This window comes from Gallionella capsiferriformans ES-2 (genome assembly GCF_000145255.1).
In the GTDB taxonomy this organism is placed as follows: Bacteria; Pseudomonadota; Gammaproteobacteria; order Burkholderiales; family Gallionellaceae; genus Gallionella; species Gallionella capsiferriformans.
On record NC_014394.1, the window covers coordinates 1,280,968 to 1,305,294 of the forward strand.

The following is a 24,327-nucleotide window of genomic DNA, read 5'->3' on the forward strand; positions in this document are numbered from 1 at the left end:
TGGTGTCATTTTTGATTTTTTTATTGTGAGGAGTTGCGCATGCTAAAAGAGTTATTTAATCGGCTGGTGTTGCTTGCTTGTGTTTTGTGTGTTGCTCCGGTTTATGCGAACGGTTTTCCCGATTTTACGGCGCTGGTTGAAAAGCAATCCGGCGCAGTCGTCAATATCAGCACCACGCAGCGTATCGCCCAGCCTGACTTTTCTGCAGGCGATCCTTTCTTCGAATTTTTCAAGCGTTTTGCGCCGCAGATGCCGCGTGCGCAAGAGTCTCAGTCGTTAGGTTCCGGCTTTATCATCAGCGCAGACGGTTACATCATGACCAATGCGCATGTGGTGGATCACGCCGATAAAATTACTGTTAGGCTCACCGACAAGCGCGAATACAGTGCAAAGGTGATCGGCGCTGACAAACGCTCTGATGTGGCGCTGCTGAAAATTGCGGCGGCCGGCCTGCCCAAAGTGGTGCAGGGCGATCCGGGTAAGCTCAAAGTCGGTGAATGGGTGATCGCCATTGGTTCGCCATTCGGTTTTGACAGCAGCGTGACTGCCGGTATCGTCAGTGCCAAAGGGCGCTCGCTGCCGCAGGATAATTTTGTTCCCTTCATTCAGACCGATGTCGCGATTAACCCGGGTAACTCGGGCGGGCCGCTGTTCAATATGAGCGGCGAAGTGGTCGGTATCAATTCGCAAATCTACACCCGCTCCGGCGGTTCGATGGGCTTGTCTTTCGCGATCCCGATTGACGTGGCCACGCAAGTGGCGGATCAATTGCGCAGCACGGGCAGTGTGGCGCGCGGACGAATCGGCGTGACGATACAGGAAATGACGCGCGAGTTGGCCGAGTCATTCGGCTTGAGCCAGCCTGAAGGCGCTTTGATCAGCAGCGTTGAGAAGGGTGGTCCGGCCGACAAGGCAGGCATAGCAGCGAGCGATGTGATCCTTAAGTTTGACGGCAAGCCGGTTGCGAGTTCTGCTGATTTGCCGCGTATTGTGGCAGCTTGTAAGCCGGGCGGCAAAGTATTAGTCGAGTTGTGGCGCAAGGGCGCTGTCAAACAAGTCACGGTTGAAGTCGCCAGAATGCCGGAAGAGGGCGGGCGTGTGGTAGAGGTGGCGGGAGGTCATGCCGGCGAGGGGTGGGTCGAACGCCTTGGGCTTGTTTTGACTGATTCAGGTCGCGCTGAGTCGCGCAGTGGTTTGCAGGTGGTGGAGGTAGCGGGCACCGCAGCTAAGGCCGCCGGTATACAGGCAGGTGATGTGCTGCTGGCGGTCGGCAATACGCCGTTGCGCTCGCTGAATCAGCTGATTGAGATCATTAAACGCGTACCGGCAGGGCGCAATGTTGCGCTGCTGGTGCGCCGTGGGGACGCAGCCTCCTATGTTGCGATCCGTCTGGACGAAAAATAATCAACACGGAGCCTCAAATCGTTAAATTTTTTGAGGCTCATCTATCACAGTCCTGCGTTTAATGCCTAAATCGGCTAGAATTCGCCTTTTGCAAAATACTGCGGGCTTCCTGATGTGCTCAGGCTGTCGGAGTCGGCGGTTTCTATTTGGAATTTCATGCAGCTAATCCGTAATTTTTCTATCATTGCTCACATCGATCACGGCAAATCCACGCTGGCTGATCGGATCATACATTTGTGCGGCGGCTTGTCCGATCGCGAGATGGACGCTCAAGTTCTTGATTCTATGGATATCGAGCGCGAGCGCGGTATCACGATCAAGGCACAGACGGCAGCCTTAAGCTACAAGGCGCGCGACGGGCAGGTCTATAACCTGAACCTGATCGACACCCCGGGACACGTCGACTTCTCCTACGAAGTGTCGCGCTCCTTATCCGCCTGTGAGGGTGCGCTGCTGGTGGTCGATGCATCGCAAGGGGTCGAAGCGCAGACGGTAGCCAACTGTTATACCGCGCTGGATCTGGGCGTTGAAGTGGTGCCGGTGTTGAATAAAATCGATTTGCCTTCCGCAGACCCTGATAATGCCATCGAAGAAATCGAAGAGGTCATCGGTATCGAAGCACACGATGCGGTGCACTGTTCGGCTAAGACGGGGGTGGGCATAGAAGATGTGCTCGAATCGCTGATCGTCAAAGTGCCGCCGCCCAAGGGCGATGTGAACGCACCGTTGCAGGCCTTGATTGTCGATTCGTGGTTCGATAATTATGTCGGCGTGGTGATGCTGGTGCGTGTGATGAATGGCACGTTAAAGCCTAAGGAAAAAATCCTCTTCATGGCGACCGGCGCGCATCATCTGACTGAACATATCGGTGTGTTTACGCCTAAGTCGCAGCCGCGTGAAACCCTGAGCGCGGGGCAGGTGGGTTTTGTGATCGCAGGGATCAAGGAACTCAAATCTGCGCGTGTAGGCGACACGATTACGCATCAGGCAAGACCCGCCGCCGAGGCGTTGCCGGGCTTTAAAGAAGTGCAGTCGCAGGTATTCTCAGGCTTGTTCCCGGTGGAGTCGAATCAATACGAAGCGCTGCGCGATTCGCTGGAAAAACTCAAGTTGAATGATGCGGCGCTGCATTATGAACCTGAAGTCTCGCAGGCGTTGGGTTTCGGCTTCCGTTGCGGTTTTCTGGGCTTGTTGCACATGGAGATCGTGCAGGAACGACTGGAGCGCGAGTTCGATATGGACCTGATCACCACGGCACCTACCGTGATTTACGAGGTGGTGCTGCGCGATGGTTCGGTCGTCACGGTCGATAATCCGTCCAAGATGCCGGATCCGTCGAAAATCGATCAGATCAGAGAACCGGTTGTAAGCGTTAATTTATACATGCCGAACGAGTATGTGGGTGCGGTGATTACCTTGTGTACTCAAAAGCGCGGTCAGCAGATCAACATCAGCTATCACGGCAAACAGGTGAAACTGATCTACGAGATGCCGATGGCGGAAATCGTGATGGACTTTTTCGACCGGCTCAAATCGGTGTCGCGCGGCTATGCATCGATGGATTATGAGTTTAAGGAATATCGTCCCGCTGACGTGGTCAAGGTGGATATGTTGATCAACGGCGAGAAGGTCGATGCACTGGCGATCATTGTGCATCGTGCAAACAGTCAGTATCGCGGGCGGGAAGTCGCGGCGAAAATGCGCGAATTGATCCCGCGCCAGATGTACGACGTGGCGATACAGGCGACAATCGGTGCAAACATCATTGCGCGCGAGAACGTTAAGGCCATGCGCAAGAACGTGCTGGCCAAGTGTTACGGCGGCGATATCTCCCGCAAGAAAAAGCTGCTGGAGAAACAAAAGGCCGGTAAAAAACGCATGAAGCAGGTGGGTAATGTGGAAATTCCGCAGGAAGCGTTTCTGGCAATTTTGCGCGTGGATGACTAAAACGCTTTGTAGTATTTAAAGGATAAAAATGGATTTTGCGTTAATCATGTTTGTGCTGCTGCTGGTGTCGGGCAGTATCTCGTTGCTGGACCGTTACTCGCTGGCGAATAGCCGTGCTGCCGGGGTTGCCGAGCCGTGGTGGGTTGAGTATGCCAAGAGTTTCTTTCCGGTCATCTTGATCGTCTTCTGTATCCGCTCTTTTCTGGCTGAACCGTTCAAAATCCCGTCCGGTTCGATGATTCCGACTTTGCAGGTGGGGGATTTTATTCTGGTGAATAAGTTCACCTATGGCATTCGGCTGCCGATCATCAACCAGAAAATCGTGCAGTTGAATAATCCTGCACGCGGCGATGTAATGGTATTTCATTATCCGGAAAATCCATCGATCGATTACATCAAACGCGTGGTTGGTCTGCCCGGTGATGTGGTCGAATACCGCGACAAGCATCTGTCGATTAACGGGGTTGAACAGGTCCAAGTCGCTGACGGTGACTACAATTACGTCGAAAGCGGTCTGAATTTCGTGCATACCGAACGACGCGACGAGACGCTGGGTGAACGCCGTCACGCCTTGCTGGTCAATCCGAGCATGCCGAATGTGCACTTGAATTCGGTCGCTGAATTCAAGGGGCATGAAAACTGTACTTACAGCGAATCAACGGTGCGCTGTACAGTGCCTGCGGGAAATTATTTCATGATGGGTGATAATCGCGATAACAGCCGCGATAGTCGCTATTGGGGCTTTGTGCCCGATAATCAGATTGTCGGCCGCGCCTTTTTGGTGTGGATGAATTTTTCGGATTTGAAGCGTATCGGTTCGCCCATTTAACTAACAGGAGAGCATGCTATGAATACTTTGCAGCGTCAGCGCGGTCTGAGTTTTTCTGGATTTATTTTTGGCGCTTTTTTGCTGGTGCTAGTGAGCACAATTGGCCTTAAGTTGATTCCGGTGTATATGCAAAACGGTGAAATCAACAAGCTGTTTGTCACGATAGCCAACGATCCGGAGATGCAAAAGGCTTCGATGCGGGAGATTCGACTGTCTTTTAGCCGGCGTGCTTCGATTGATAATATTACTGCGATCAAGGCTGAGGATATTGAAATCGATACCAGTTCGGGACGCCCAGTCTTGAGCGCGAGTTATACGGTAAAAATTCCGCTGGCCGCTAATATCAGTCTCTTAATTGACTTTAACAGTGCGTCCAGATAAGGGCTACACAGAGCTGTGCCGCCAGTTGGGGTATGTATTTATACAGCCTCAATTGCTGCAGCGCGCACTGACGCACCGTAGTTTTGCGCCCGATCATAACGAACGGCTGGAGTTTCTGGGCGACAGCATTTTGGGCTGCGTGATCGCCAAACATCTGTACAGCCAACATCCGGATTTGACCGAGGGGGATTTGTCGCGTTTAAGATCCAATCTGGTCAAGGAATCCACCCTGGTGTTATTTGCACAGCAACTCAATCTGGGCGCGCAGTTGAAACTGGGCGAAGGGGAGCTCAAAAGCGGCGGCCATAAACGTCCGTCCATCCTGGCCGATGCCGTCGAAGCCCTGTTCGGCGCCATTTTTATCGACGGTGGTTATGTCGCGGCTGAGGCAGCAGTGTTAAATTTGTTTGTGCCCTACCTTGCAAAGGTGGATATGAAGACGCTGGGCAAGGATGCAAAGACATTGTTACAGGAATATCTGCAGGGCAGGCGGCAGCTTTTACCTGTCTACAGCGTGGTCGATACGCTGGGGGTCGCACATGAGCAGTTGTTTCAGGTGGAATGCACGATTCCATCGCTCAAAATATCTACACGGGGTGCGGGCACGAGCCGCCGAAATGCCGAACAACAGGCGGCACTTGCTGCCTATCAATTAATTGGAAAAAACAATGACTGAAGAAACAACAAACGCGCCGGATGATTCCTATCGCAGCGGCTATATTGCCATCGTAGGTCGCCCGAATGTCGGTAAATCCACGCTGCTCAATCACCTGATCGGGCAGAAAATCAGCATCACCTCGCGCAAGGCGCAAACTACACGTCACCGGATCAACGGGATTTACACCGATGATCATTCGCAATTCGTGTTTGTCGATACGCCGGGCTTTCAGCTCAAGCATCTCAATGCGCTCAATCGCGGAATGAATCGTGTGGTGACCAGCAGTCTGCGTGATGTTCAGGTCGTAATGTATGTGCTGGAAGCGTTGCGTTACGATGAGCGCGATCAGGAGGTCTTGAAACTGTTGCCGGATAATCGTCCTGTGTTGCTGGTGATCAACAAGATCGACGAAGTAGCGGACAAGGGCCAGCTGTTTGATTTTGCCGAGCGCATCGCAAAAGATTTCAAATTCGCTGATATCGTGCCCGTTAGCGCGAAGTTTGGCAAAAAGATCGAAGAATTACGCGATACCTTGCGCAGCTTCCTGCCTGAAGGCGGGCTCATCTACGATGCGGATGATGTCACCGACCGCAGTGAACGATTTTTGGCCTCAGAAATTCTGCGCGAAAAAGTATTTCGCTTCACGGGTGAAGAGTTGCCCTACTCTGTGAGCGTTGTGATCGAAAAGTTTGAGATGGATAAGAAATTGCGCCGCATCAGCGCCGCCATTTTAGTGGACAAGGAAGCGCACAAGGCGATGCTGCTGGGCAAGAAAGGCGAGAAAATCAAAGAAATCGCAACTCAGGCGCGCCTTGATATGGAAAAACTGTTCGATGGCAAGGTATTCCTCGAAGTGTTCATCAAAGTGCGCAGCGGGTGGGCCGATGACTCGCGCATCCTGCAAACGCTGGGATATGAATAACTTCAATTATTAATTGATAATTTTCAATTGTTAATTGTTTGATATGACGACCCGGCAAAACAGGCATCAGGATGAGTTGGCGTTTGTTTTGCACTGTCACCCGTTCCGGGAAACCAGCCTGCTGCTCGATGTGTATAGCCGCGAATACGGCAGGATGGCGATTGTCGCGCGCGGCGCCAGACGTCCAAGGTCTGCATTGCGTGGCGTGCTGATGAGTTTTCAGCCGCTGCGGTTGTCCTGGTTCGGTAAGGGTGAGGTGCGCACGCTGCACAGCGCGGAGTGGCAGGGAGGTCAGCCGTATTTACAAGGCACGGCGTTGATGTGCGGATTTTATCTGAACGAATTGCTGATTAACCTGCTCGCGCGCGACGATGCACATGAGCAGTTATTTGACTACTACCGTGCGACGCTGTATCGATTGGCACACGAGACGGATCATGCGGCAACGTTGCGCTGTTTTGAAAAGCATTTGCTGCAGGAATTGGGTTACGCGCTGAATCTTGAAACTGAGGCCGCGAGTGGTAGTCCGGTGCAGGTGGGCTGTAATTATCGCTATTTTGTTGAGCGGGGCGCGCTGGCCGATACGCCTGACAATCACGGTGGGATGAAAATTGCAGGCGTTACGTTGCTGGCTATGGCCTCGGATGATTACAGCGACCCTGTGGTGGCGCAACAGAGTAAGCAGTTGATGCGCATGCTGCTGGGTCACCATTTGGGTGGGAAGCAGTTGCATACGCGGGAATTAATTAAGGATTTGCAAAAATTATGATCAAATTAGGACTGAATATCGATCACGTTGCTACCTTGCGTCAGGCAAGAGGGGCGCGCTATCCGAATCTGGTGCGTGCAGCGCTGATTTGCGAGGAAGCGGGCGCGGATGCGATTACCATTCATCTGCGCGAAGACCGCCGTCACATTCAGGATGCGGATGTTGAGGTATTGCGCGGCATGCTGCAAACCCGCATGAATCTCGAATGCGCCGTGACGGAGGAAATGATCGCTAATGCCCTGCGCATTAAGCCGCACGATCTGTGTCTGGTGCCGGAACGTCGCGAGGAGCTGACGACCGAAGGCGGTTTAAATGTGCTGCGCTATTTCGACGCGGTAAAGTCAGCCTGTGAGCGCTGTGCCGATGCCGGTATCCGTGTGTCGTTGTTCATCGATGCGGATAACGCGCAGATCGACGCGGCGGTGCGTGCTGGCGCTCCAGTGATTGAATTGCATACCGGAAAATACGCCGATGCGGACAGTGTGCCGGCGCGGGCGTATGAACTTGAACGCATCCGTGCTGCGGTTGAATATGCCCATGGTCAAGGGCTGCAGGTCAATGCCGGCCACGGCTTGCATTACCACAATGTGCAGGCCATCGCGGCCATTCCCAATATCGTTGAGCTCAATATCGGTCATGCGATTATCGCCGAATCCGTGTTTATCGGCCTGGATGCCGCAGTGCGGAAAATGAAGGATTTAATCAGGCCGTTATGATTTTTGGTATCGGAACGGACATAGTCGAATACGACCGTATCGCTGCGATGTGGCAGCGGCACGGCGAGCGACTGGCGCAGCGTTTGCTCAGCGAGGCTGAAATGCCGGCGTTTCATGCGCATGCGCATCCCGCCCGATTTTTGGCCAAACGATTTGCAGCCAAAGAAGCCTTTGCTAAGGCTGCGGGCAGCGGGTTGCGGCATCCGGTGAGCTTGAGCCGCATCTCGGTGACGCACGACGGAATGGGCAAGCCGGTGCTGCAATTCGATGCGCTGCTGCGTGCTTATCTCGCGCAATTGGGCATTTGTGCCCATCATCTGTCCATCAGCGATGAGCGCAACACCATCGTCGCCTTTGTTGTGCTGGAAACTATTTAAATATTGGAGTCGTCATGGGTTTAGGGCCGGTAATGCTGGATGTGTTGGGTACGCAACTGACGGATGACGATAGAGTCCGCCTGTTGCATCCTCTGGTCGGCGGGGTGATTTTGTTCAAGCGCAATTATGAGTCGCCTGCGCAACTGATTGAGTTAACCTCATCGATACGCGCGCTGCGCTCAACACCTTTGTTAATTGCGGTGGATCATGAAGGCGGGCGGGTGCAGCGTTTCAGGGAAGGGTTTACCCGCATACCGGCGATGCGCGAGCTGGGCCGGATTTGGGACCGGCATCCGCAGCGCGCGCGCCATCTGGCGCAACAGGCAGGCTTTGTGATGTCGTCCGAATTGCGCGGCTGTGGGGTTGATTTCAGTTTTACGCCGGTGCTGGACGTAGATTATGAACAAAGCGGCGTCATCGGCGATCGCGCGTTTCACAGTGATCCACAGGCGATTGCTGAATTGGCGCATCACTTGCTGCTGGGGCTCAAACAAGGCGGAATGCACACCGTCGGTAAACATTTTCCGGGACACGGGTTCGTGGCGGCCGACTCGCATCTGGCCATTCCAGTCGATGAGCGTGAGTTTGTCGATATCGAACTGTGTGATCTTGTGCCTTTCAGGCAAATGATCAATTTCGGTCTGACCGCAGTGATGCCGGCCCATGTCATCTATCCTAAAGTCGATGCACGTCCCGCGGGATTTTCGCCTGTCTGGCTAAAGGAAATTTTACGCGGACAGCTGGGGTTTGAGGGCTGCATTTTCAGCGATGATTTGTCGATGGAAGGCGCAACGGTTGCAGGCGGTATCGTGCAGCGCGCGTCGGCGGCTTTAAATGCAGGCTGCGATATGGTGGTGGTATGCAATAAGCCAGAATCAGCCGATGAGCTGCTAGCCGGCTTGCATTGGGATATGCCGGCTGTCAGTCGTGCTCGCATCACCCATATGCGCGGCGGTCACCATCCTGCGCCGATGGCCGGACTGCACGAGCATCCCGAGTTCTTAAAAGCGTTGCAGGAAGTCGCCAGCATCGGGGTCAGTTCCCCCGAATTGCCATTGGCATAGCTTTTTACCATGGTGCTTGAGATAATGAGCGCCCGAAATTCGTCATAGCATTCAGGTATAGATAACATGAGTGAATTACAAGCAGCGTTGCTGGCAATCGGTGTGGGTGTCGTGGTCGCGGTGTATCTGTTTGGCTGGTGGAAACAGCGCCAGTACAACCGCAAATTCGGGGCGGCTTTCCGGCAAAGTCACGACGATGCGCTGTATCAGACTAATGCCCCTCAACCGACACCCGAGGCACTGGATGAACTCGTTATGATCAACGACGATGCGATTCCTGACGAAGCCGTCGCACCCGTCGCGGTTGAGTTGCCCCCTGAGGTCACGCCAAAGCTGAATGAACCTTGTCCCCTGCTCGACGGGCGCAGTGATTTTATTATTAGTTTGCGACCCGCCGAACCTTCGTTTGCGGCGATTCTGGACGGGCTGTGGCAAAGAAAATTTGATTTTCGTAAGCCGCTGCAGGTCGTCGGGTTGAGTGCGCGTACGGGGCAGTGGGAGCGCGTCATCGCTGAGAGTCCGATGCTGTATGTGCAGTTCAATATCGCGCTGCAACTGGTAGACCGGAGCGGGGTCATCAGCGTCGCTAAACTGGGCGATTTTCGTGATCTGGTGTTGGGTATTGCAAAGTCCATCGGAGCAGATACGACCGTGCCGGATATACTGGAGACGCATTGCGCCGCGCAGGGTTTGGATGCGCTGTGTGCCGAACTTGATCAGATGGTCGGCATTAATCTGTTGCCGCCGGGCGAGCGCTTGCTCAATGGCGAAAAAATTGCCGATGCGGTCGCACTGCATGGCATGACGCTTGAATCGGATGGCGCTTTCCATTTGTCGAACAGTTCGGGAAATAGTCAGCTCACACTGATTAACAAGGATACTAAACCCTTCCAGCACCATAGTCTGGCGCAGTTCACCACGGGCGGGATTACGCTGATGCTGGATGTGCCTCGGGTGGAAAATCCTGCCGCAAGCTTTGATTTAATGGTGCAGATCGCCCGCGATCTGGCGCGCGATTTGCAAGTCAATCTGGTTGACGATCACCGCGTGCAGTTGACCGATGCGGGATTGGCCAAGATACGCGCTCAGATCGTCGAGGTTGAAACGAAAATGTGCGATAACAACCTGACTCCTGGCAGCACTCAGGCGCTCCGGTTATTTTCCTGATGGTGTCAGCGGTTGTACAGCAACGCATTAAGGCGTTGCGCAGCGAAATCGAAGCGCATAATTATCAGTATTACGTGCTGGATGCCCCTACGGTACCCGATGCCGGTTACGACACGTTGTTTCGTGAACTGCAACGGCTTGAAGCACAACACCCCGAGTTTTTAACGTCAGATTCGCCCACCCAGCGGGTGGGCGCCGCGCCGCTTAAATATTTTGCCGAGGTGCCGCATCGCACGCCGATGCTCTCGCTTAACAATGCCTTTAGCGCCGATGAGGTCATTGCTTTCGATGCGCGCGTTCGCGATGCGCTGGGTATTGACGAGGTGGAATACGCGGTCGAACTGAAATTTGACGGGCTGGCCATTAATCTCAGTTATCGCAACGGCATTTTTGTACAGGGGGCGACCCGCGGCGACGGCAGCACCGGCGAGGACGTCACGGAAAATTTGCGTACGGTGCGCAGCATTCCTCTGCGACTTAAAGAGGCGAATGGCGAGGTGTTGTGCGCTGACGTCGAGGTGCGCGGTGAAGTGTTGATGTTTACCCGCGATTTCGATTTGTTGAATGAACAGCAGCGTTTGAACGGCGAAAAAGAATTTGTTAATCCGCGCAATGCAGCAGCCGGCTCTTTGCGTCAGCTCGATTCTGCCGTCACAGCGACCCGTCATCTGAGTTTTTATGCCTACGGTGTTGGATTGTGCGATGGCGTTAATTTGTCTGGTAAGCATGATTTGCAAATGGCGCAGCTGGCCGATTGGGGTGTGCCGGTTGCTACGCAGCGCAGCACAGTACAAGGCGTCGCCGGTTTGCTTGACTATTACAAAGAAATGGGCGCGTTGCGCGCCGCGCTGCCGTTTGCCATCGACGGGGTGGTGTACAAGGTTAACGACATTGCGCAACAGCAGATGTTGGGGTTTGTCTCGCGTGCACCGCGTTTTGCCATCGCGCATAAATTTCCCGCTGAAGAGGCGATGACGACGCTGCTGGATATCGATGTGCAGGTAGGCCGTACCGGTGCGCTGACGCCTGTTGCCAGGCTTACGCCGGTCTTTGTGGGCGGTGTGACGGTGACCAATGCGACGCTGCACAACGAGGACGAGATACGCCGTAAGGATGTGCGTATCGGCGATACGGTCATCGTGCGCCGTGCAGGCGATGTAATTCCTGAAGTTGCGCGCGTGGTGTTAGAACGCCGCCCATCCGATGCCCGGGTGTTTTCGATGCCGCAGGCTTGCCCTGTGTGCGGCTCTCATGTCGTGCGTGAAGAAGATGCTGCGGCATGGCGGTGCACGGGCGGTTTGTTTTGTCCCGCACAGCGCAAACAGGCGTTGCTGCATTTCGCAGGACGCCGCGCGATGAATATCGACGGGCTGGGTGACAAGCTGGTTGAGCAGTTGGTGGATGCGCAACAGGTCAGCACGCCGGCGGATCTGTACAAATTGGGCATGTCCGGCCTTGTTTCGCTAGAGCGTATGGGGGAGAAATCGGCGCTTAATTTGCTTGATGCCATTGAGGCCAGCCGTAAGACTACGCTTGCCCGCTTCCTCTTCGCGTTAGGGATACGCAATGTCGGTGAAACAACGGCCCGGGATCTCGCGCAACATTTTGGTGCCTTGGATGCGATAATGCAGGCGGATGCCGAACGACTCCAGCAGGTGCGCGATGTGGGGCCGGTGGTTGCACAAAGCATGGTTGATTTTTTCGCCGAGGCTCATAATTTGGCTGTGATAGCACAACTGCGCGAGGCGGGTGTGCATTGGGATGAGCATAGTCCAGCGCCGCAGGAAGACCGGATTTATACCGGAAAAACCTTTGTACTCACGGGTACGCTCGCGAGTTTGTCCCGTCAGCAGGCAAAAGAGCGCCTCGAAGCCTTAGGGGCTAAGGTCAGCGGCAGTGTATCGAAAAAAACAGATTTTGTTGTGGCAGGTTCAGATAGCGGCAGTAAGCTCGAACGTGCGATGGAATTGGGCGTTGCAGTGCTCAGTGAAAGTGAATTTTTATTATTGATCGAGGGGGAATAATGACAAGACCGTTAAAAATCATCCGCAAGGCGGTTTTTCCCGTGGCAGGTATGGGGACGAGATTTTTGCCGGCGACCAAGGCCAGCCCCAAGGAAATGATGGCGATTGTGGATAAGCCACTGATTCAATATGCCGTTGAAGAGGCGGTTGCCGCGGGTGTGACGGACATGATATTTGTGACCGGGCGCAGTAAGCGTTCGATCGAGGATCATTTTGATACCGCTTATGAATTAGAAGCGGAGCTGGAGAAAAAGGGCAAGCTCGAACTGCTGCGCCTGACGCGGGAAGTGATTCCCGAAGGCGTTAATTGTATTTACATCCGTCAGTCAGAGCCTCTGGGGTTGGGGCACGCCGTGCTCTGCGCGCAACCGGTCATCAAGAACGAGCCGTTTGTGGTGATTCTGGCGGACGACTTTATGGTCAGCGATGTCTCCGTAACGCGTCAAATGGTCGATGTGTTTGATCGCCACCACAGCTCGGTACTGGGTGTGCAGGATGTGCCGCGTGAATTGACGCGCCAGTACGGTATTGTCAGCAGCGCACGTGTGAATCATGAACTCGAACAAGTGACAGGGATCGTCGAAAAACCGCGCCCTGAGGATGCGCCGACGACCTTGGCGGTGGTGGGGCGCTATGTGCTCACGCCGCGTATTTTTCATCACTTGCACAGAGTTGGCAAAGGAACGGGGGGCGAAATTCAGCTGACCGATGGTATCGCCGCGCTAATAGAGGAGGAACGTGTTCTGGCCTACCGTTATAAGGGTACGCGTTACGATTGTGGCTCGAAAATTGGATTTTTGCAGGCGACTGTCGCGATGGGACTCGAACATCCGGAAGTAAAAGCAGAATTTGCCGAGTATCTGAAAAATCTGAAAGTACCCTGAATGATGCTTGATTTGCGTGCCCGTGAAATTTTGCAGCAGGCTCAGCTGCTGTGTCCGGAAGCGCAAGTGCAAGCTGCACTGCACAAGGTCGCGCAGGAAATCAATGCGGTGCTGGCAGGGCATTTTCCGCTGGTGTTGTCGGTGATGGGGGGGGCGGTCGTATTTTCCGGACAGTTATTGCCGCTGCTGAATTTTCCGCTTGATTTTGATTATGTTCACGTGTCCCGATACGGGGATGCGCGGACCGGTGGCGCGATGCACTGGAAGGTGGCACCGCATGAGTCGGTGAAGGGGCGTGTCGTCTTGCTGGTAGACGATATTCTGGATGAGGGGCATACTCTGGCCGCCTTGAAAGAACGCGTCATGGCGCTGGGGGCTAAGGCCTGTTATAGCGCGGTGTTCGCCGATAAGCAACACGGCAGACCTAAACCCGTCGCGGCTGACTTTGTAGGACTTGTGCTACCAGATCGCTTTGTATTCGGTTATGGCATGGACATTGAAGGGCTGTGGCGAAATTTGCCTGCAGTGTATGCGGTCAGGAATGAGATCCTGAATCCTAAATCCTAAAGGGTGTTTATATGTTGGCAATCATAGGTGGTCGCGGCTTGACGGAACTGGCCAATCTGAAAATCACCCACCGGCAGGTGATGCGCACGCCGTTTGGCGAGCCGTCTTGTGCCTTTTTGTTCGGTACGCTCAATGAACATGAGGTGATTTTTCTCGCGCGTCACGGTTACGGTTATACCATCCCGCCGCATCTGGTGAATTACCGCGCTAACCTGTGGGCATTGCGCGAACAGGGGGTGAATGAAGTGATTTCGGTGACGACCGTTGGCGGTATTCGCGGCGATCTGACTCCCGGATTGCTGGTAGTGCCGGATCAGGTGATCGATTACACGCATGGACGCGATTGCACGTTTTTCAACTCCCGTAACACCAGTTACAAGAACATCGATTTTACCCAACCCTATGATGCGGTGATGCGTGCACGCATTTTGCACAGTGCACGGCAGGTTCAACAACCTTGTCTGGATGGCGGTACCTATGCCGCGACGCAGGGGCCGCGTCTGGATAGTGTTGCTGAGGTGAATCGCTATGAGCGCGATGGTGCCGATATGGTCGGGATGACCGGCATGCCAGAGGCTGCGCTGGCAAGGGAGCTTGATATGGCCTATGCCTCGATTGCGGTGGTCGTCAATTATGCGGCAGGGCGGGGCGACAGTCAGTTCGCGATTAATATGGAGTCGGTTAATGCGACGGCCCGGAGTGCAATGGTGCGGGTGCGCACAATTTTGGAACGCGTTTGTACGGATGAGGGGTGTTATGGCGATTAAGCCTGTATTACGCATGGGTGATGCGCGTTTGCTGGAAGTTGCAAAGCCGGTGACAGATTTTTCTGCACTACAGGATGTGTTAAACGACATGCAAGATACCATGCATGCCTTGAACGGGGCGGGACTTGCCGCGCCACAGATCGGGGTGGGATTACGTGTGGTTATTTTCGGTGTTGAGGAAAATTCACGTTATCCGGATGCGGAATCGGTACCCTATACTGTGTTGATTAACCCCGTTGTGACGCCGATCGATGACCTGATGGAAGATGACTGGGAAGGCTGTTTGAGTGTACCCGGGCTCAGAGGTCGTGTTGCCCGCTACCACGCGATTCGTTATCAGGGCGTTGATGCGAAGGGCGCTCCGATAGACCGCAGCGTCAGCGGTTTTCACGCACGGGTGGTTCAACACGAATGCGATCATCTCGATGGCGTTTTATATCCGATGCGCATGACTGACCTGCGCCACTTTGGCTATAAGGATGTGTTGTTCCCCGACTCTTTGCAGCAGGACGAATAGTATGGTGGCACATCAGCAATCCCGTGTGATTCACAATCTTTTGATTGCACTGCTTTTATTGGTCGCGGTGTTTGTGATCGGTACGGTCGGTTATCATATTCTGGGTGGCTGGCAGCACTCCTGGGTGGATTGCTTTTATATGACCTTTATCACGATCTCAACCATCGGTTTCGGTGAGATTGTCGATGTGTCTCAATACCACTACGGACGGCTGTTTACCGTAGTGATCGGCATGTCAGGTATCGGTGTGTTGGGTTACGTGCTGTCTACTTTTACGGCCTTTATGCTCGAAAGTGATATTAATATTGCCTGGCGGAGAAAGAAGATGCAAAAAAAAATCGCACAATTGAAGAATCACTATATCGTCTGCGGTGTAGGTCTTGTGGGGCGGAATGTCGCGCATGAGCTTGAGCTGACCGGCAGGCCTTTTGTCGTGATTGAAAGTGACATGAAAGTGATCCAGCGTTATCTGGATACGCACCCGGAACAACTCTATTTGCAAGGAGATGCGACCGACAACGATGTGCTGCTCGAGGCTGGCGTGATGGATGCCAAAGGCGTATTTGCCGTGGCGCACGATGATAGCGCGAATCTGGTGATCAGTTTGAGCGCTAAACAGCTCAACCCCGGTTTGCGCGTCGTGGCGCGCTGCCACGACATGAAAAATGCGGAAAAGACCCGCAGGGTAGGCGCTGATGAAGTTATCTCACCGGATTACAGCGGCGGACTGAGCCTCGTCTCTGCGATGGTACGACCCAATGTGATGAATTTTCTGGACGATATGTTCAAATCGGATAGTAAGTTACGCATGGAGGAGATACTGATTCCTGAGAATCTGGCAAATCAGACTCTGCATGTTTTGTATCATGAAAATAAGGATTGCATGGTGCTGGCCATTCAGCGTAACGGCGTCTGGCAGTACAATCCTACATCGAGTTACCATCTGCAACAGGGGGATGTGTTGATGGTGATGACCACGCCGCAAGGCCGCACGCGGCTTGAGCAATTGATTCGGGGCGATTTTTCCATATAGCCGCGAAATTTCTGCAAGTTCTGAATGATTTTTTAGGCGTGTCAGTCGTAATCGACGTCTTGCTCCAGACCCGCATGATAGTTTTGAATTTCGGTGACCATTGTTTTGATTCGGGTTTTCGACAGAATTTTTTTGACTAGGGTATCGCGATACTCGTTCATGCGCGCAGACAGCCAGGGTTGATGCGCTACCGGAATTTGTTCCAAAAATTTCTCCCAGTTGGCATTTACATCAGGCATTGATTTTCGGGCGCGCTGGATCAGGTTTTCGATCTCTTTTTGTCCGGTGCGCGCGACTATCCGGCCATCCCCTGCGATGGCAAAAATGACCGAAATGGAGATCACGGCGTTGGCATCGAGCTCCTGGTCTTTGACCGGGCCTGCGAAATGATTTTTACGCAGCCATTTTGCGCAATCGATAATGCTTTGGTTCTCGCTTCTTACCTGTAGCTCACGGCGATAGTCTTCATCGCCCCTCCAGTGGCTATTGGGCTCTGCGCGGCACAGTTCCGAGAACAGTGCCTTGATGTTGCGCTGCTGGATATACGGATCGTTGTCAAAATCAGTGACCATGGTCTGCGAGGGCATCAGCGCCAGCGTTTTGATATGCCGGAATCCCGCCTGAAACACCTGTTCTGCACCCTGCTCCAGCAGGAAATTCAGTTCCGATTCCGCATTGTGTGGAATCTCCGCCTGACTGAGCCCCAGCGAAATACAGCCCATCGTTAAATATAAGGCCTCCTGCAGTCCTTCCGCCGTACGTTCATTGGTGAATTTTTTAGCGACCAGTACCGTGATGCCGGATAAATCCTCGATAAGTGCATCGGCTTGTGCGTCGGAACGTATCCGCTGCGCTAAGGTTACTAAGGCCGCCAGTAAATTCGGCTGGCGTTTGGTGAAGCTTGCGAGTTTCATCAGCGTTGCATCCGCTTATGCAAAAATATCTTCGCCCATGCTCGGACGGTTGCGTTGTTTTCCTGTAACGGGAACTTGTTTGCGCAGGCGGATCAGCAGGGCTTGTGTGCTGCGCGGTGTTGCATATTCGTAGCCATATCCGTAGCCGTAGGGGTCATCACCTTCGTCAGGTTGTACGTGTAACTGGTTTTCACCGGGCTGCCAGTCGGGGAAGAGTTCAAAGAGTACGCGATCCCAGGCATCGGTATCGCTTCTGGCGATGGCCTGCGCGAGCGGAATGATGTCGTGATCCGAGGTGGTTTGTCCGGCCATATGCGGGCCGCGTGCTTCGATATCGTTGGCAAGTTCGATGATGTCATCGATGGCGGTCGAGAGCAGGGTGGCAAAGGCCGTGGTCCCCCAATCAGTTGAGAGTGCTTCATGGATCAGTGCGGTGCGGCGATCCAGATCGTCGCTTGCGAACAGGACGCCGTGAATATGCGCGAACAGCGATTCCGCCAGCATTTCGGGTTCATCTTCGATCTGCTCTATATTCCATACCGCCGGGAAATAGGCCAGACTCTGAGCCCAGGCTTTGGGCGAAATCAGCAAGGTGGCCAGCGACAACTTTCCGCCATCGAAGGCTGCGAGGTGCATCGATGCAACTTCGGGTGCCATGGCTTCGAGCACTTCAGACACCGCCAGATCGCCAAACTGTTCGGCAGTGTCGTTGAAGGCTTCTTCGGCGTGCTCGGTCGCACCGGAGAGCACCATTTCAGTGACTTGTCGGCTAAGCGCCGGGTAGTTGATTTTATCCGGCATTTTGCTCTCCATCGAATAAATGGTCGATACCGTGACCTGAACTGAGTTGATCTTCCTCTTCATCGTCGCCTTCGTCACTTTTTTGCAGCGACTCTAACGAATGGTCTTCTTCGCTCCAGCGTTTCGGGTTCTTGTACAAAAAGGCCGTGATAATCGCGCGGCGTGCTAATTCGGGGCGGCTCGCAGCGACCGCGATGACAGCACGACCTGCTGCATCGTCGTTGCAGGCCACCATGCTGAGCACCTTAGCCGTATCTCCCTGATCATATTGCTCGCATTGGCTGAACAGGCCGGGGATATCGATAAAGCGCAGATGATCCACCAGCGCAAAGGCCAGCAAATTCACGTCATCAATTTCCGAGCCGTTGGCGAATTCGTCGATCAGGGACTTGACGACTTTGGCATAGGTCTTCCGATCAGGCGGGTCGCCCAGCGTATCTTCGATTTGTATGCCTAGTTCCCGGGACTGGTAGGCGAATTCAGCGTGTATTTTTTTCATAATTTTTTAAACTTAATTGGCTGATCCTGAGGCGGCTTGTTGATACAGCGTATGCCACAAAGCGGATGCCGCTTCCTCAGGGTCAATGATAATTTTGTTGTTGATACTCTGATTGTATTCAGCTCTTTTGGCAGGATCTGACAGCAAATCGTAAGCGGCCTGAATGGCGTTGAATCGATTTACCGAATTCGGATGTTCGTTTCTGTCCGGATGATGCCGCATGGCCAGCGAGCGATAAGCCTTCTTTATTTCCTCGCCTGAGGCGGTTGGTGATACGCCTAGGATATTGTACAGATTTTCCAATGCAGGCCTCCTGTTAAGCGCGCATTCTACGCTGGAATGGATTCGGGGCAGGCATAGCACCTGCCCCTGTCATGCAAGCGTTAACGGCTTACCAGTTCTTTCAAAACAAACGGCAGGATGCCGCCGGCTCGGTAGTAGTCGACTTCGATCGGTGTATCGATACGCAGTAGCAAAGGGACTTGCAGGGTCGTGCCATCTTTACGGGTAATGGTCAGCGTCACGTCCTGTTGTGGTTGCAACACCCCTGCAATGCCGCTGATGTCGAAACATTCATCGCCTGTCAGTGCAAGACTGGCAACCGAGGCATCACCCTTAAATTGCAGCGGCAACACGCCCATGCCGACCAGATTGCTGCGGTGGATGCGCTCGTAGGATTTGGCAATCACGGCCTTCACCCCGAGGAGTTGCGTGCCTTTGGCCGCCCAGTCGCGAGAAGAACCCGTGCCGTACTCTTCGCCGGCGAAGATCACGGTGGCCGTACCCTCGTTGATGTAGCTCATCGCCGCATCGTAGATGGCGGTCTGATGACCCTCGTACAGAGTATAGCCGCCCTCAATGCGGCTGCCGTCGCTGTTTGCCGGCAGCATCAGATTTTTGACGCGCACGTTGGCGAAGGTGCCGCGCATCATGACCTCGTGATTGCCGCGTCGTGAGCCATAGCTGTTGAAGTCCCGCACGCTTACGCCGTGTTCCTGCAAATATTTGCCGGCCGGCGTCGAAGGCCTGAAACTGCCCGCCGGGCTGATGTGGTCGGTGGTGACCGAATCGCCGAAAATCGCCAGTGCGCGTGCGCCGGTGATGTCGGAGGCGACCGGTACGGCGGCATCGAAGAACGGCGGACGGGCGATATAGGTTGAATCATCCCATTGGTACAATTCTCCGGTCGGTGCGGTAATCGCATTCCACAGCGGCAGGTCGCGGGTCAGATCGGAATACAGTGCGCGGTAGACGGCAGGATCGGCGGCAAAGTGGCTTACGGCCTGAATTTCGTCATTGGTGGGCCAGATGTCTTTCAAGAAGACAGGCTGGCCATCTTTGTCCGTGCCCAGCGCTTCGCTATCGAGATCAATGTTCATCTTTCCGGCGATCGCATAGGCGACTACCAGCGGCGGGGAGGCCAGGAAATTGGCCTTGATGTTGGCGTGTATGCGTGCCTCAAAATTGCGGTTGCCCGACAACACGGCCGCTGCGATCAGATCATTTTTGACGATGGTCTCTTCGATGTGGGGCTCCAGCGGGCCTGAATTGCCGATGCAGGTGGTGCAGCCATAGGCTGCGACGCTAAAACCCAGTTGTTCCAGGTAAGGCAGCAGGCCGGCATTGGTCAGATACGCCGTCACGACGCGCGAACCGGGTGCTAAGGTCGTTTTGATATGCTTTTTGACCGACAAGCCCTTTTCAACGGCTTTTTTCGCGAGCAACCCTGCGGCTAACAACACGCTCGGATTGGAGGTGTTGGTGCAGGACGTGATCGCTGCGATCAAGACGTCGCCGTTGCCAATGGCAATGTCATCGTGGCCGGTGGCGAAGCGTTGCGACAGTTTTTCAGCCGGCTGATTGAAGCCGTTTTGTGCGGTCGGTTTTGAAAACAGCGTGTTGAACGTGTCTGCCATGGACGACAGTGCGATGCGATCTTGCGGGCGTTTAGGTCCTGCAAGCGAGGGCGAGATTGTAGACAGGTCAAGTTCGACGACGTTGCTGTAGTCGATTTGTCCCGCCTCTGGGATACCGAACAGGCCCTGTGCCTTGAAGTAGGACTCGAAGGCGTCGAGTTCAGCTTCGGTGCGTCCTGTGTTGCGCATAAAATTAACGGTGACGTCATCGACCGGGAAGAAGCCCATGGTCGCGCCGTATTCCGGTGCCATGTTAGCGATCGTGGCGCGATCAGGCAGCGTCAATGATTTTGTGCCCGTGCCGAAGAATTCGACGAACTTGCCGACGACCTTCTGGCTGCGCAGCAGTTCGGTGACGGTCAGCACGAGATCGGTCGCGGTTACGCCTTCGCGCAAAGTGCTGGTGAGGTTTACGCCGACCACGTCAGGCGTCAGGAAATAAACCGGTTGGCCCAGCATGCCGGCCTCCGCCTCGATGCCGCCCACGCCCCAGCCGACGACGCCGATGCCGTTGATCATGGTCGTGTGTGAATCCGTGCCGACCAGCGTATCGGGATACGTTACGCCATCTTTTTGTATTACGCCGCGCGCCAGATATTCGAGATTGACCTGATGCACGATGCCGATGCCCGGGGGCACGACCTTAAAGGTATCGAATGCCTGCATACCCCATTTCATGAATTTATAGCGTTCGGTGTTACGCTCGAACTCCATCTCCATGTTGATCTTGAGCGCATCCGGATTGTTGTAGCTGTCAATTTGCACCGAGTGATCGACGACCAGATTGACCGGAACCAGCGGCTCGATGATCTTGGGGTCACATCCTTGGGCTGCGGCGGCATCGCGCATCGCGGCCAAATCGGCCAGCAGCGGCACGCCGGTGAAGTCCTGCAGCACGATACGGGCGACCACGAAGGGGATTTCTTCCGTGCGCGGGGCATTAGGCTGCCAGTTAGCCAGTTCGCGGATATGGGATTCAGCGATTTTCTTGTCGTCGTAATTGCGCAGCACCGCTTCTAACACGATGCGGATGGATACCGGCAGGCGTGATATTTTGCCGATGCCGGCCGCTTCCAGCGCGGGCAGCGAGTACAGCGTGCCGGTTGCACCGCTGGCAAGGTTGAAAGAAGTTCGGGTGTTGAACAAATTATGCGACATGGCAAAGGCTCCGGATACGCGAGATGAAGTGGGGATTATAGATTGCAGGCAGACTGAATTTTTGCCGGCGCAATTAGCCGCCGGGTTAAACCCGGGCTATTTGACCGGTGGCGCTTCCTTCTTGGGTTTTTTTACTTCCTTGTTCTTGCGCTGTTGACCTTTAGCCATGATGTTTCTCCTTTGAGGTGAACGAATAGTAACTTGGCGCGATTATAGGCGGCTATCGGTCAGATTTCTACACGCGTGCCCATCTCGATGACACGATTAGTTGGAATTTTGAAGAAATCGGCCGCATTCATCGCATTTCTGGACAGCGCCATGAATAAGCGTTCACGCCATTTCATCATGCCGGGGTTGGGGGCGGACACGATCATCGCGCGGGAAATGAAGAACGAGGTCGTCGTCATGTCGAACGGCAGTCCCCATGATGAACACAGTTCAAGGGCGGCGGGCAGGTCCGGTCTTTCCATGAAACCGTAGAAGACTCTCACGCGGTAAAAATTATGCCCCAAATCATTAACCAGGATGCGGTTGCCTTTTGTGACGTAGGGCTTGTCCTCGACGATCACGGTCAGCAGGATGTTGCGTTCGTGCAGCACCTGATTGTGTTTGAGATTGTGCAGCAAGGAGGAGGGTGCGCCATCGCCGGTGCCAGTCAGGAAGACCGCCGTGCCGTGCACCCGGCTGACGGAGTCGGAGCTGTCCAGCACGACTTGGATAGGAACCGCTTTGCGGGCAATTTCAGCAAATAATAATTGGCGTCCGCGCTTCCAGGTCGTGAGTACGGTGAAGGAAATGACTGCCATTCCTAGCGGAAACCAGCCGCCTTGTGGGATTTTTATCGCATTGGCGGCAAAATAGGCCATATCGACGCAAAGAAAAGTGCCGATCAAGATAAACACCAGCGGTGGAGACCAGCGCCAGGCGACCAGTACGAAGGCGATCAGTATGGTGTCGATCATCATCGTGCCGGTGACGGCGATGCCGTAAGCGGCTGCCAGATGACTGGAGCTCTGGAAGGTCAGAACCAGAAATACCACCGACAGATACAGCGTCCAGTTGGTCAGCGGGACATAAATTTGACCCTGTGCTTTATCTGAGGTTTGCCGGATCTCCATGCGGGGCAAAAAGCCCATTTGCACCGACTGGCTGGCCACCGAAAACGCGCCTGAAATAACGGCCTGCGATGCAATCACGGTGGCGGCGGTCGCAAGCAGTACCATCGGTATCAGTGCCCAGGCGGGTGCTAACAGATAGAACGGATTTTCAATGGCGTGCGGATTTTGCAGCAGCAGTGCGCCCTGACCAAAATAATTTAACACCAGTGCCGGGAGGACGAAGGAAAACCAGGTAAGCCGGATCGGGAATTTTCCGAAGTGTCCCATGTCCGTATACAGCGCTTCGCCGCCGGTGACGGCGAGTACCATGGCACCTAATGCCAGAAAGGATACCCAGGGGTCTATGCTTAAAAAATGCCAGGCATAGGCCGGGTTGAGCGCCCACAGTACATGGGGCGTCTGCGCGATGGAGTGGATGCCGAAGGTCGCCAGACAGGCGAACCAGCAGATCATGATCGGGCCGAAGGCCAGACCTACGATGCCGGTGCCGTGTTTCTGGATAAAGAACAGTGCCGTCAACACAATCAGGGTAATGGGCAGGACGAAGGTCGTGAGCTGAGGCGAGATGACCGTCATACCTTCCACTGCGGACAAGACCGAGATGGCCGGGGTGATCATGCTGTCGCCATAAAACAAAGTGGCCGCAAATACCCCGAGTACGGTGATCGTCCAACGGGTTTTAGGTCGTTTGGAGGTGAGTTCGCTGACCAGTGCCAGCAAGGCCAGAGATCCGCCTTCGCCGCGATTGTCCGCGCGCATGATGACGATCACGTATTTTAGCGAGACCAGCAGCATGATGGTCCAGAACATGACCGACAGCACGCCGAGTATATTCACTTCTATTACCGGCAGCGCATGGTGGCCTGAAAAGGTCTCTTTTAAGGCATACAGCGGACTGGTGCCGATGTCGCCATAGACCACACCGATTGCGCCCAGCAGCAAAGCAGGCAGTTTTTGTTTCGTTGCACTCATTAGTTTCTCCCCCCAATTTTCTTCTCTGCGGAAGAATGATGCCGGACTCTACACGTGCTTTATGCTGGAAACAATCGTGTCGTTTTGTGGATGAAAAACAAAATGACCGCAAGCGGTCATTTTGTCATCTGTCGGGTTGAATTACTTGTTGATTGATAATAAAGTTCTTTCCTGAAACGAGCGTATCTGATTGATTAATAGTTGTCAGGCTTTACGGTCAAAAAAATAGAGTTCTTTCCTGAGCCGTGAAATAATACGAGATATGCAACAAAGACACATAATAAAGTTCTTTCCTAGAGGTGGGCAGTACAATGTGACACGCATTGCCATCATCCCGTTTCACAATGGCGCTATTTTACCAAACCGGCCTAGCGTCGGGGTTTTTCAGCAGCCTGCTAGGTTTGCCACCAAGCTATGAGAGATATTTCCATAACAAGATTCATAGCAGCATAGCCGGGCTCGTCCAACAACCGGTACTGATCGAGGCTCACTTCGCGATCATGACCTAACCTTACTCGTTGGCATAGTCGCGCCGCGCTATTCGAATACCTTCCTCAATGTCCTTGAAGAAATTTTCATAGTCTTGATAGAAAACTGAGTTTGGGCAAGCGAGTTCTATCAGAACCTCAAGCATGGTAGAGAACCCCTTAATATCACCCTCCATTGGTGGAATAGAATGCGTGTGCGCAATGTAGTGAACTGCACGAACAATGATATTGGGATCTTGACCTTGACCGGTGAGGAATTCCACGTGTTGGATAGCCACCTTAAAGTAAAGCTCAACATATGCTTTAGCGATGACTTCATCAACTTGATTGTCTTTCCAACGAATTGAGCGGGCCACTTCATAGCAGGCTGCGATGAGAGCGTTATTGTCGAGTTCCATGAGTTTCCTTGTAGTAAAAGTGAGGGGCTGCGCTATT

The 24,327-nt window shown here is 53.8% G+C and carries 24 protein-coding genes; 17 read left to right on the forward strand and 7 right to left on the reverse strand.

The window, feature by feature from the left end; all coding sequences use genetic code 11:
- Nucleotides 1–39: 39 nt before the first annotated feature.
- From GALF_RS05960 to GALF_RS06040, 17 genes are all read left to right on the forward strand, one after another.
- Entirely contained in the window at nt 40–1,404 is a 1,365-nt protein-coding gene (locus GALF_RS05960) for a DegQ family serine endoprotease (protein WP_013293155.1), read from the forward strand.
- A 156-nt stretch (nt 1,405–1,560) separates the two neighbouring features.
- Nucleotides 1,561–3,351, forward strand: a complete 1,791-nt coding sequence (gene lepA / locus GALF_RS05965; protein ID WP_013293156.1) for a translation elongation factor 4 — start codon at nt 1,561–1,563, stop codon at nt 3,349–3,351.
- A 28-nt stretch (nt 3,352–3,379) separates the two neighbouring features.
- The gene (lepB, locus tag GALF_RS05970; RefSeq protein ID WP_013293157.1) at nt 3,380–4,180 is read left to right on the forward strand and encodes a signal peptidase I; all 801 of its coding nucleotides are present in this window, start codon (nt 3,380–3,382) and stop codon (nt 4,178–4,180) included.
- Between the two features lie 18 nt (nt 4,181–4,198).
- Complete coding sequence (locus tag GALF_RS05975) at nt 4,199–4,561, forward strand: DUF4845 domain-containing protein (RefSeq protein ID WP_013293158.1); 363 nt, start codon at nt 4,199–4,201, stop codon at nt 4,559–4,561.
- The gene (gene rnc / locus GALF_RS05980) at nt 4,536–5,237 is read left to right on the forward strand and encodes a ribonuclease III (protein WP_223293736.1); all 702 of its coding nucleotides are present in this window, start codon (nt 4,536–4,538) and stop codon (nt 5,235–5,237) included. The genes GALF_RS05975 and rnc overlap by 26 nt, the downstream gene beginning before the upstream one ends.
- On the forward strand, nt 5,230–6,141 hold the full coding sequence (gene era / locus GALF_RS05985; RefSeq protein ID WP_013293160.1) for a GTPase Era: 912 nt from the start codon (nt 5,230–5,232) through the stop codon (nt 6,139–6,141). Before rnc ends, era begins: the two co-directional genes overlap by 8 nt.
- Nucleotides 6,142–6,184: 43 nt before the next feature.
- Nucleotides 6,185–6,910 (forward strand): DNA repair protein RecO, encoded by a 726-nt coding sequence (recO, locus tag GALF_RS05990; RefSeq protein WP_013293161.1) that lies wholly within the window; start codon nt 6,185–6,187, stop codon nt 6,908–6,910.
- Nucleotides 6,907–7,626, forward strand: a complete 720-nt coding sequence (gene pdxJ / locus GALF_RS05995; RefSeq protein WP_013293162.1) for a pyridoxine 5'-phosphate synthase — start codon at nt 6,907–6,909, stop codon at nt 7,624–7,626. The genes recO and pdxJ overlap by 4 nt, the downstream gene beginning before the upstream one ends.
- On the forward strand, nt 7,623–8,003 hold the full coding sequence (acpS, locus tag GALF_RS06000) for a holo-ACP synthase (protein ID WP_013293163.1): 381 nt from the start codon (nt 7,623–7,625) through the stop codon (nt 8,001–8,003). Before pdxJ ends, acpS begins: the two co-directional genes overlap by 4 nt.
- 14 nt (nt 8,004–8,017) lie before the next feature.
- A complete protein-coding gene (gene nagZ, locus GALF_RS06005; protein ID WP_013293164.1) occupies nt 8,018–9,067 on the forward strand; it encodes a beta-N-acetylhexosaminidase in 1,050 nt (349 codons plus the stop codon).
- A gap of 66 nt (nt 9,068–9,133) precedes the next feature.
- Entirely contained in the window at nt 9,134–10,234 is a 1,101-nt protein-coding gene (locus GALF_RS06010; RefSeq protein WP_013293165.1) for a cell division protein ZipA C-terminal FtsZ-binding domain-containing protein, read from the forward strand.
- Nucleotides 10,234–12,258: an NAD-dependent DNA ligase LigA gene (gene ligA / locus GALF_RS06015; protein WP_013293166.1), complete on the forward strand. Its 2,025-nt coding sequence runs from the start codon at nt 10,234–10,236 to the stop codon at nt 12,256–12,258. The genes GALF_RS06010 and ligA overlap by 1 nt, the downstream gene beginning before the upstream one ends.
- Nucleotides 12,258–13,142 carry a UTP--glucose-1-phosphate uridylyltransferase GalU gene (gene galU / locus GALF_RS06020; RefSeq protein WP_013293167.1) on the forward strand — a complete coding sequence of 295 codons (885 nt, stop codon included), beginning with the start codon at nt 12,258–12,260 and terminating at the stop codon, nt 13,140–13,142. Before ligA ends, galU begins: the two co-directional genes overlap by 1 nt.
- Nucleotides 13,143–13,709, forward strand: a complete 567-nt coding sequence (locus GALF_RS06025; RefSeq protein ID WP_013293168.1) for a hypoxanthine-guanine phosphoribosyltransferase — start codon at nt 13,143–13,145, stop codon at nt 13,707–13,709. It begins immediately after the preceding gene.
- A gap of 11 nt (nt 13,710–13,720) precedes the next feature.
- Nucleotides 13,721–14,476, forward strand: coding sequence for an S-methyl-5'-thioinosine phosphorylase (locus GALF_RS06030; protein WP_013293169.1), 756 nt, complete (start codon nt 13,721–13,723; stop codon nt 14,474–14,476).
- Nucleotides 14,466–14,993, forward strand: coding sequence for a peptide deformylase (gene def / locus GALF_RS06035; RefSeq protein ID WP_013293170.1), 528 nt, complete (start codon nt 14,466–14,468; stop codon nt 14,991–14,993). Before GALF_RS06030 ends, def begins: the two co-directional genes overlap by 11 nt.
- 25 nt (nt 14,994–15,018) lie before the next feature.
- Nucleotides 15,019–16,026, forward strand: a complete 1,008-nt coding sequence (locus GALF_RS06040; RefSeq protein ID WP_223293737.1) for a potassium channel family protein — start codon at nt 15,019–15,021, stop codon at nt 16,024–16,026.
- Between the two features lie 41 nt (nt 16,027–16,067).
- On the opposite strand, the gene GALF_RS06045 is transcribed toward GALF_RS06040, so the two are convergent.
- The 7 genes from GALF_RS06045 to GALF_RS06075 all read right to left on the reverse strand — a co-directional run bounded on the left by GALF_RS06045 (nt 16,068) and on the right by GALF_RS06075 (nt 24,290).
- Nucleotides 16,068–16,940, reverse strand: coding sequence for a hypothetical protein (locus GALF_RS06045; protein ID WP_013293172.1), 873 nt, complete (start codon nt 16,938–16,940; stop codon nt 16,068–16,070).
- 15 nt (nt 16,941–16,955) lie between these two features.
- Complete coding sequence (locus GALF_RS06050; RefSeq protein ID WP_013293173.1) at nt 16,956–17,741, reverse strand: hypothetical protein; 786 nt, start codon at nt 17,739–17,741, stop codon at nt 16,956–16,958.
- A complete protein-coding gene (locus GALF_RS06055) occupies nt 17,731–18,240 on the reverse strand; it encodes a hypothetical protein (protein WP_013293174.1) in 510 nt (169 codons plus the stop codon). Before GALF_RS06055 ends, GALF_RS06050 begins: the two co-directional genes overlap by 11 nt.
- Nucleotides 18,241–18,252: 12 nt before the next feature.
- Entirely contained in the window at nt 18,253–18,543 is a 291-nt protein-coding gene (locus GALF_RS06060) for a DnaJ domain-containing protein (RefSeq protein WP_013293175.1), read from the reverse strand.
- Between the two features lie 80 nt (nt 18,544–18,623).
- Nucleotides 18,624–21,314: an aconitate hydratase AcnA gene (acnA, locus tag GALF_RS06065; RefSeq protein WP_013293176.1), complete on the reverse strand. Its 2,691-nt coding sequence runs from the start codon at nt 21,312–21,314 to the stop codon at nt 18,624–18,626.
- Between the two features lie 227 nt (nt 21,315–21,541).
- Entirely contained in the window at nt 21,542–23,404 is a 1,863-nt protein-coding gene (locus GALF_RS06070) for a potassium transporter Kup (protein WP_013293177.1), read from the reverse strand.
- A gap of 511 nt (nt 23,405–23,915) precedes the next feature.
- On the reverse strand, nt 23,916–24,290 hold the full coding sequence (locus tag GALF_RS06075; protein WP_013293178.1) for a hypothetical protein: 375 nt from the start codon (nt 24,288–24,290) through the stop codon (nt 23,916–23,918).
- Between the last annotated feature and the right edge of the window lie 37 nt (nt 24,291–24,327).

Coding starts and splice junctions, on each gene's coding strand:
- GALF_RS06075 (WP_013293178.1), bottom strand. CDS start 24,290: ATGGAACTCGACAATAACGCTCTCATCGCAGCCTGCTATGAAGTGGCC.
- ligA (WP_013293166.1), top strand. CDS start 10,234: ATGGTGTCAGCGGTTGTACAGCAACGCATTAAGGCGTTGCGCAGCGAA.
- GALF_RS06025 (WP_013293168.1), top strand. CDS start 13,143: ATGATGCTTGATTTGCGTGCCCGTGAAATTTTGCAGCAGGCTCAGCTG.
- GALF_RS05975 (WP_013293158.1), top strand. CDS start 4,199: ATGAATACTTTGCAGCGTCAGCGCGGTCTGAGTTTTTCTGGATTTATT.
- def (WP_013293170.1), top strand. CDS start 14,466: ATGGCGATTAAGCCTGTATTACGCATGGGTGATGCGCGTTTGCTGGAA.
- GALF_RS06045 (WP_013293172.1), bottom strand. CDS start 16,940: ATGAAACTCGCAAGCTTCACCAAACGCCAGCCGAATTTACTGGCGGCC.
- lepB (WP_013293157.1), top strand. CDS start 3,380: ATGGATTTTGCGTTAATCATGTTTGTGCTGCTGCTGGTGTCGGGCAGT.
- lepA (WP_013293156.1), top strand. CDS start 1,561: ATGCAGCTAATCCGTAATTTTTCTATCATTGCTCACATCGATCACGGC.
- GALF_RS06010 (WP_013293165.1), top strand. CDS start 9,134: ATGAGTGAATTACAAGCAGCGTTGCTGGCAATCGGTGTGGGTGTCGTG.
- GALF_RS06030 (WP_013293169.1), top strand. CDS start 13,721: ATGTTGGCAATCATAGGTGGTCGCGGCTTGACGGAACTGGCCAATCTG.
- acpS (WP_013293163.1), top strand. CDS start 7,623: ATGATTTTTGGTATCGGAACGGACATAGTCGAATACGACCGTATCGCT.
- GALF_RS05960 (WP_013293155.1), top strand. CDS start 40: ATGCTAAAAGAGTTATTTAATCGGCTGGTGTTGCTTGCTTGTGTTTTG.
- GALF_RS06050 (WP_013293173.1), bottom strand. CDS start 17,741: ATGCCGGATAAAATCAACTACCCGGCGCTTAGCCGACAAGTCACTGAA.
- nagZ (WP_013293164.1), top strand. CDS start 8,018: ATGGGTTTAGGGCCGGTAATGCTGGATGTGTTGGGTACGCAACTGACG.
- galU (WP_013293167.1), top strand. CDS start 12,258: ATGACAAGACCGTTAAAAATCATCCGCAAGGCGGTTTTTCCCGTGGCA.
- pdxJ (WP_013293162.1), top strand. CDS start 6,907: ATGATCAAATTAGGACTGAATATCGATCACGTTGCTACCTTGCGTCAG.
- GALF_RS06070 (WP_013293177.1), bottom strand. CDS start 23,404: ATGAGTGCAACGAAACAAAAACTGCCTGCTTTGCTGCTGGGCGCAATC.
- recO (WP_013293161.1), top strand. CDS start 6,185: ATGACGACCCGGCAAAACAGGCATCAGGATGAGTTGGCGTTTGTTTTG.
- era (WP_013293160.1), top strand. CDS start 5,230: ATGACTGAAGAAACAACAAACGCGCCGGATGATTCCTATCGCAGCGGC.
- acnA (WP_013293176.1), bottom strand. CDS start 21,314: ATGTCGCATAATTTGTTCAACACCCGAACTTCTTTCAACCTTGCCAGC.
- GALF_RS06055 (WP_013293174.1), bottom strand. CDS start 18,240: ATGAAAAAAATACACGCTGAATTCGCCTACCAGTCCCGGGAACTAGGC.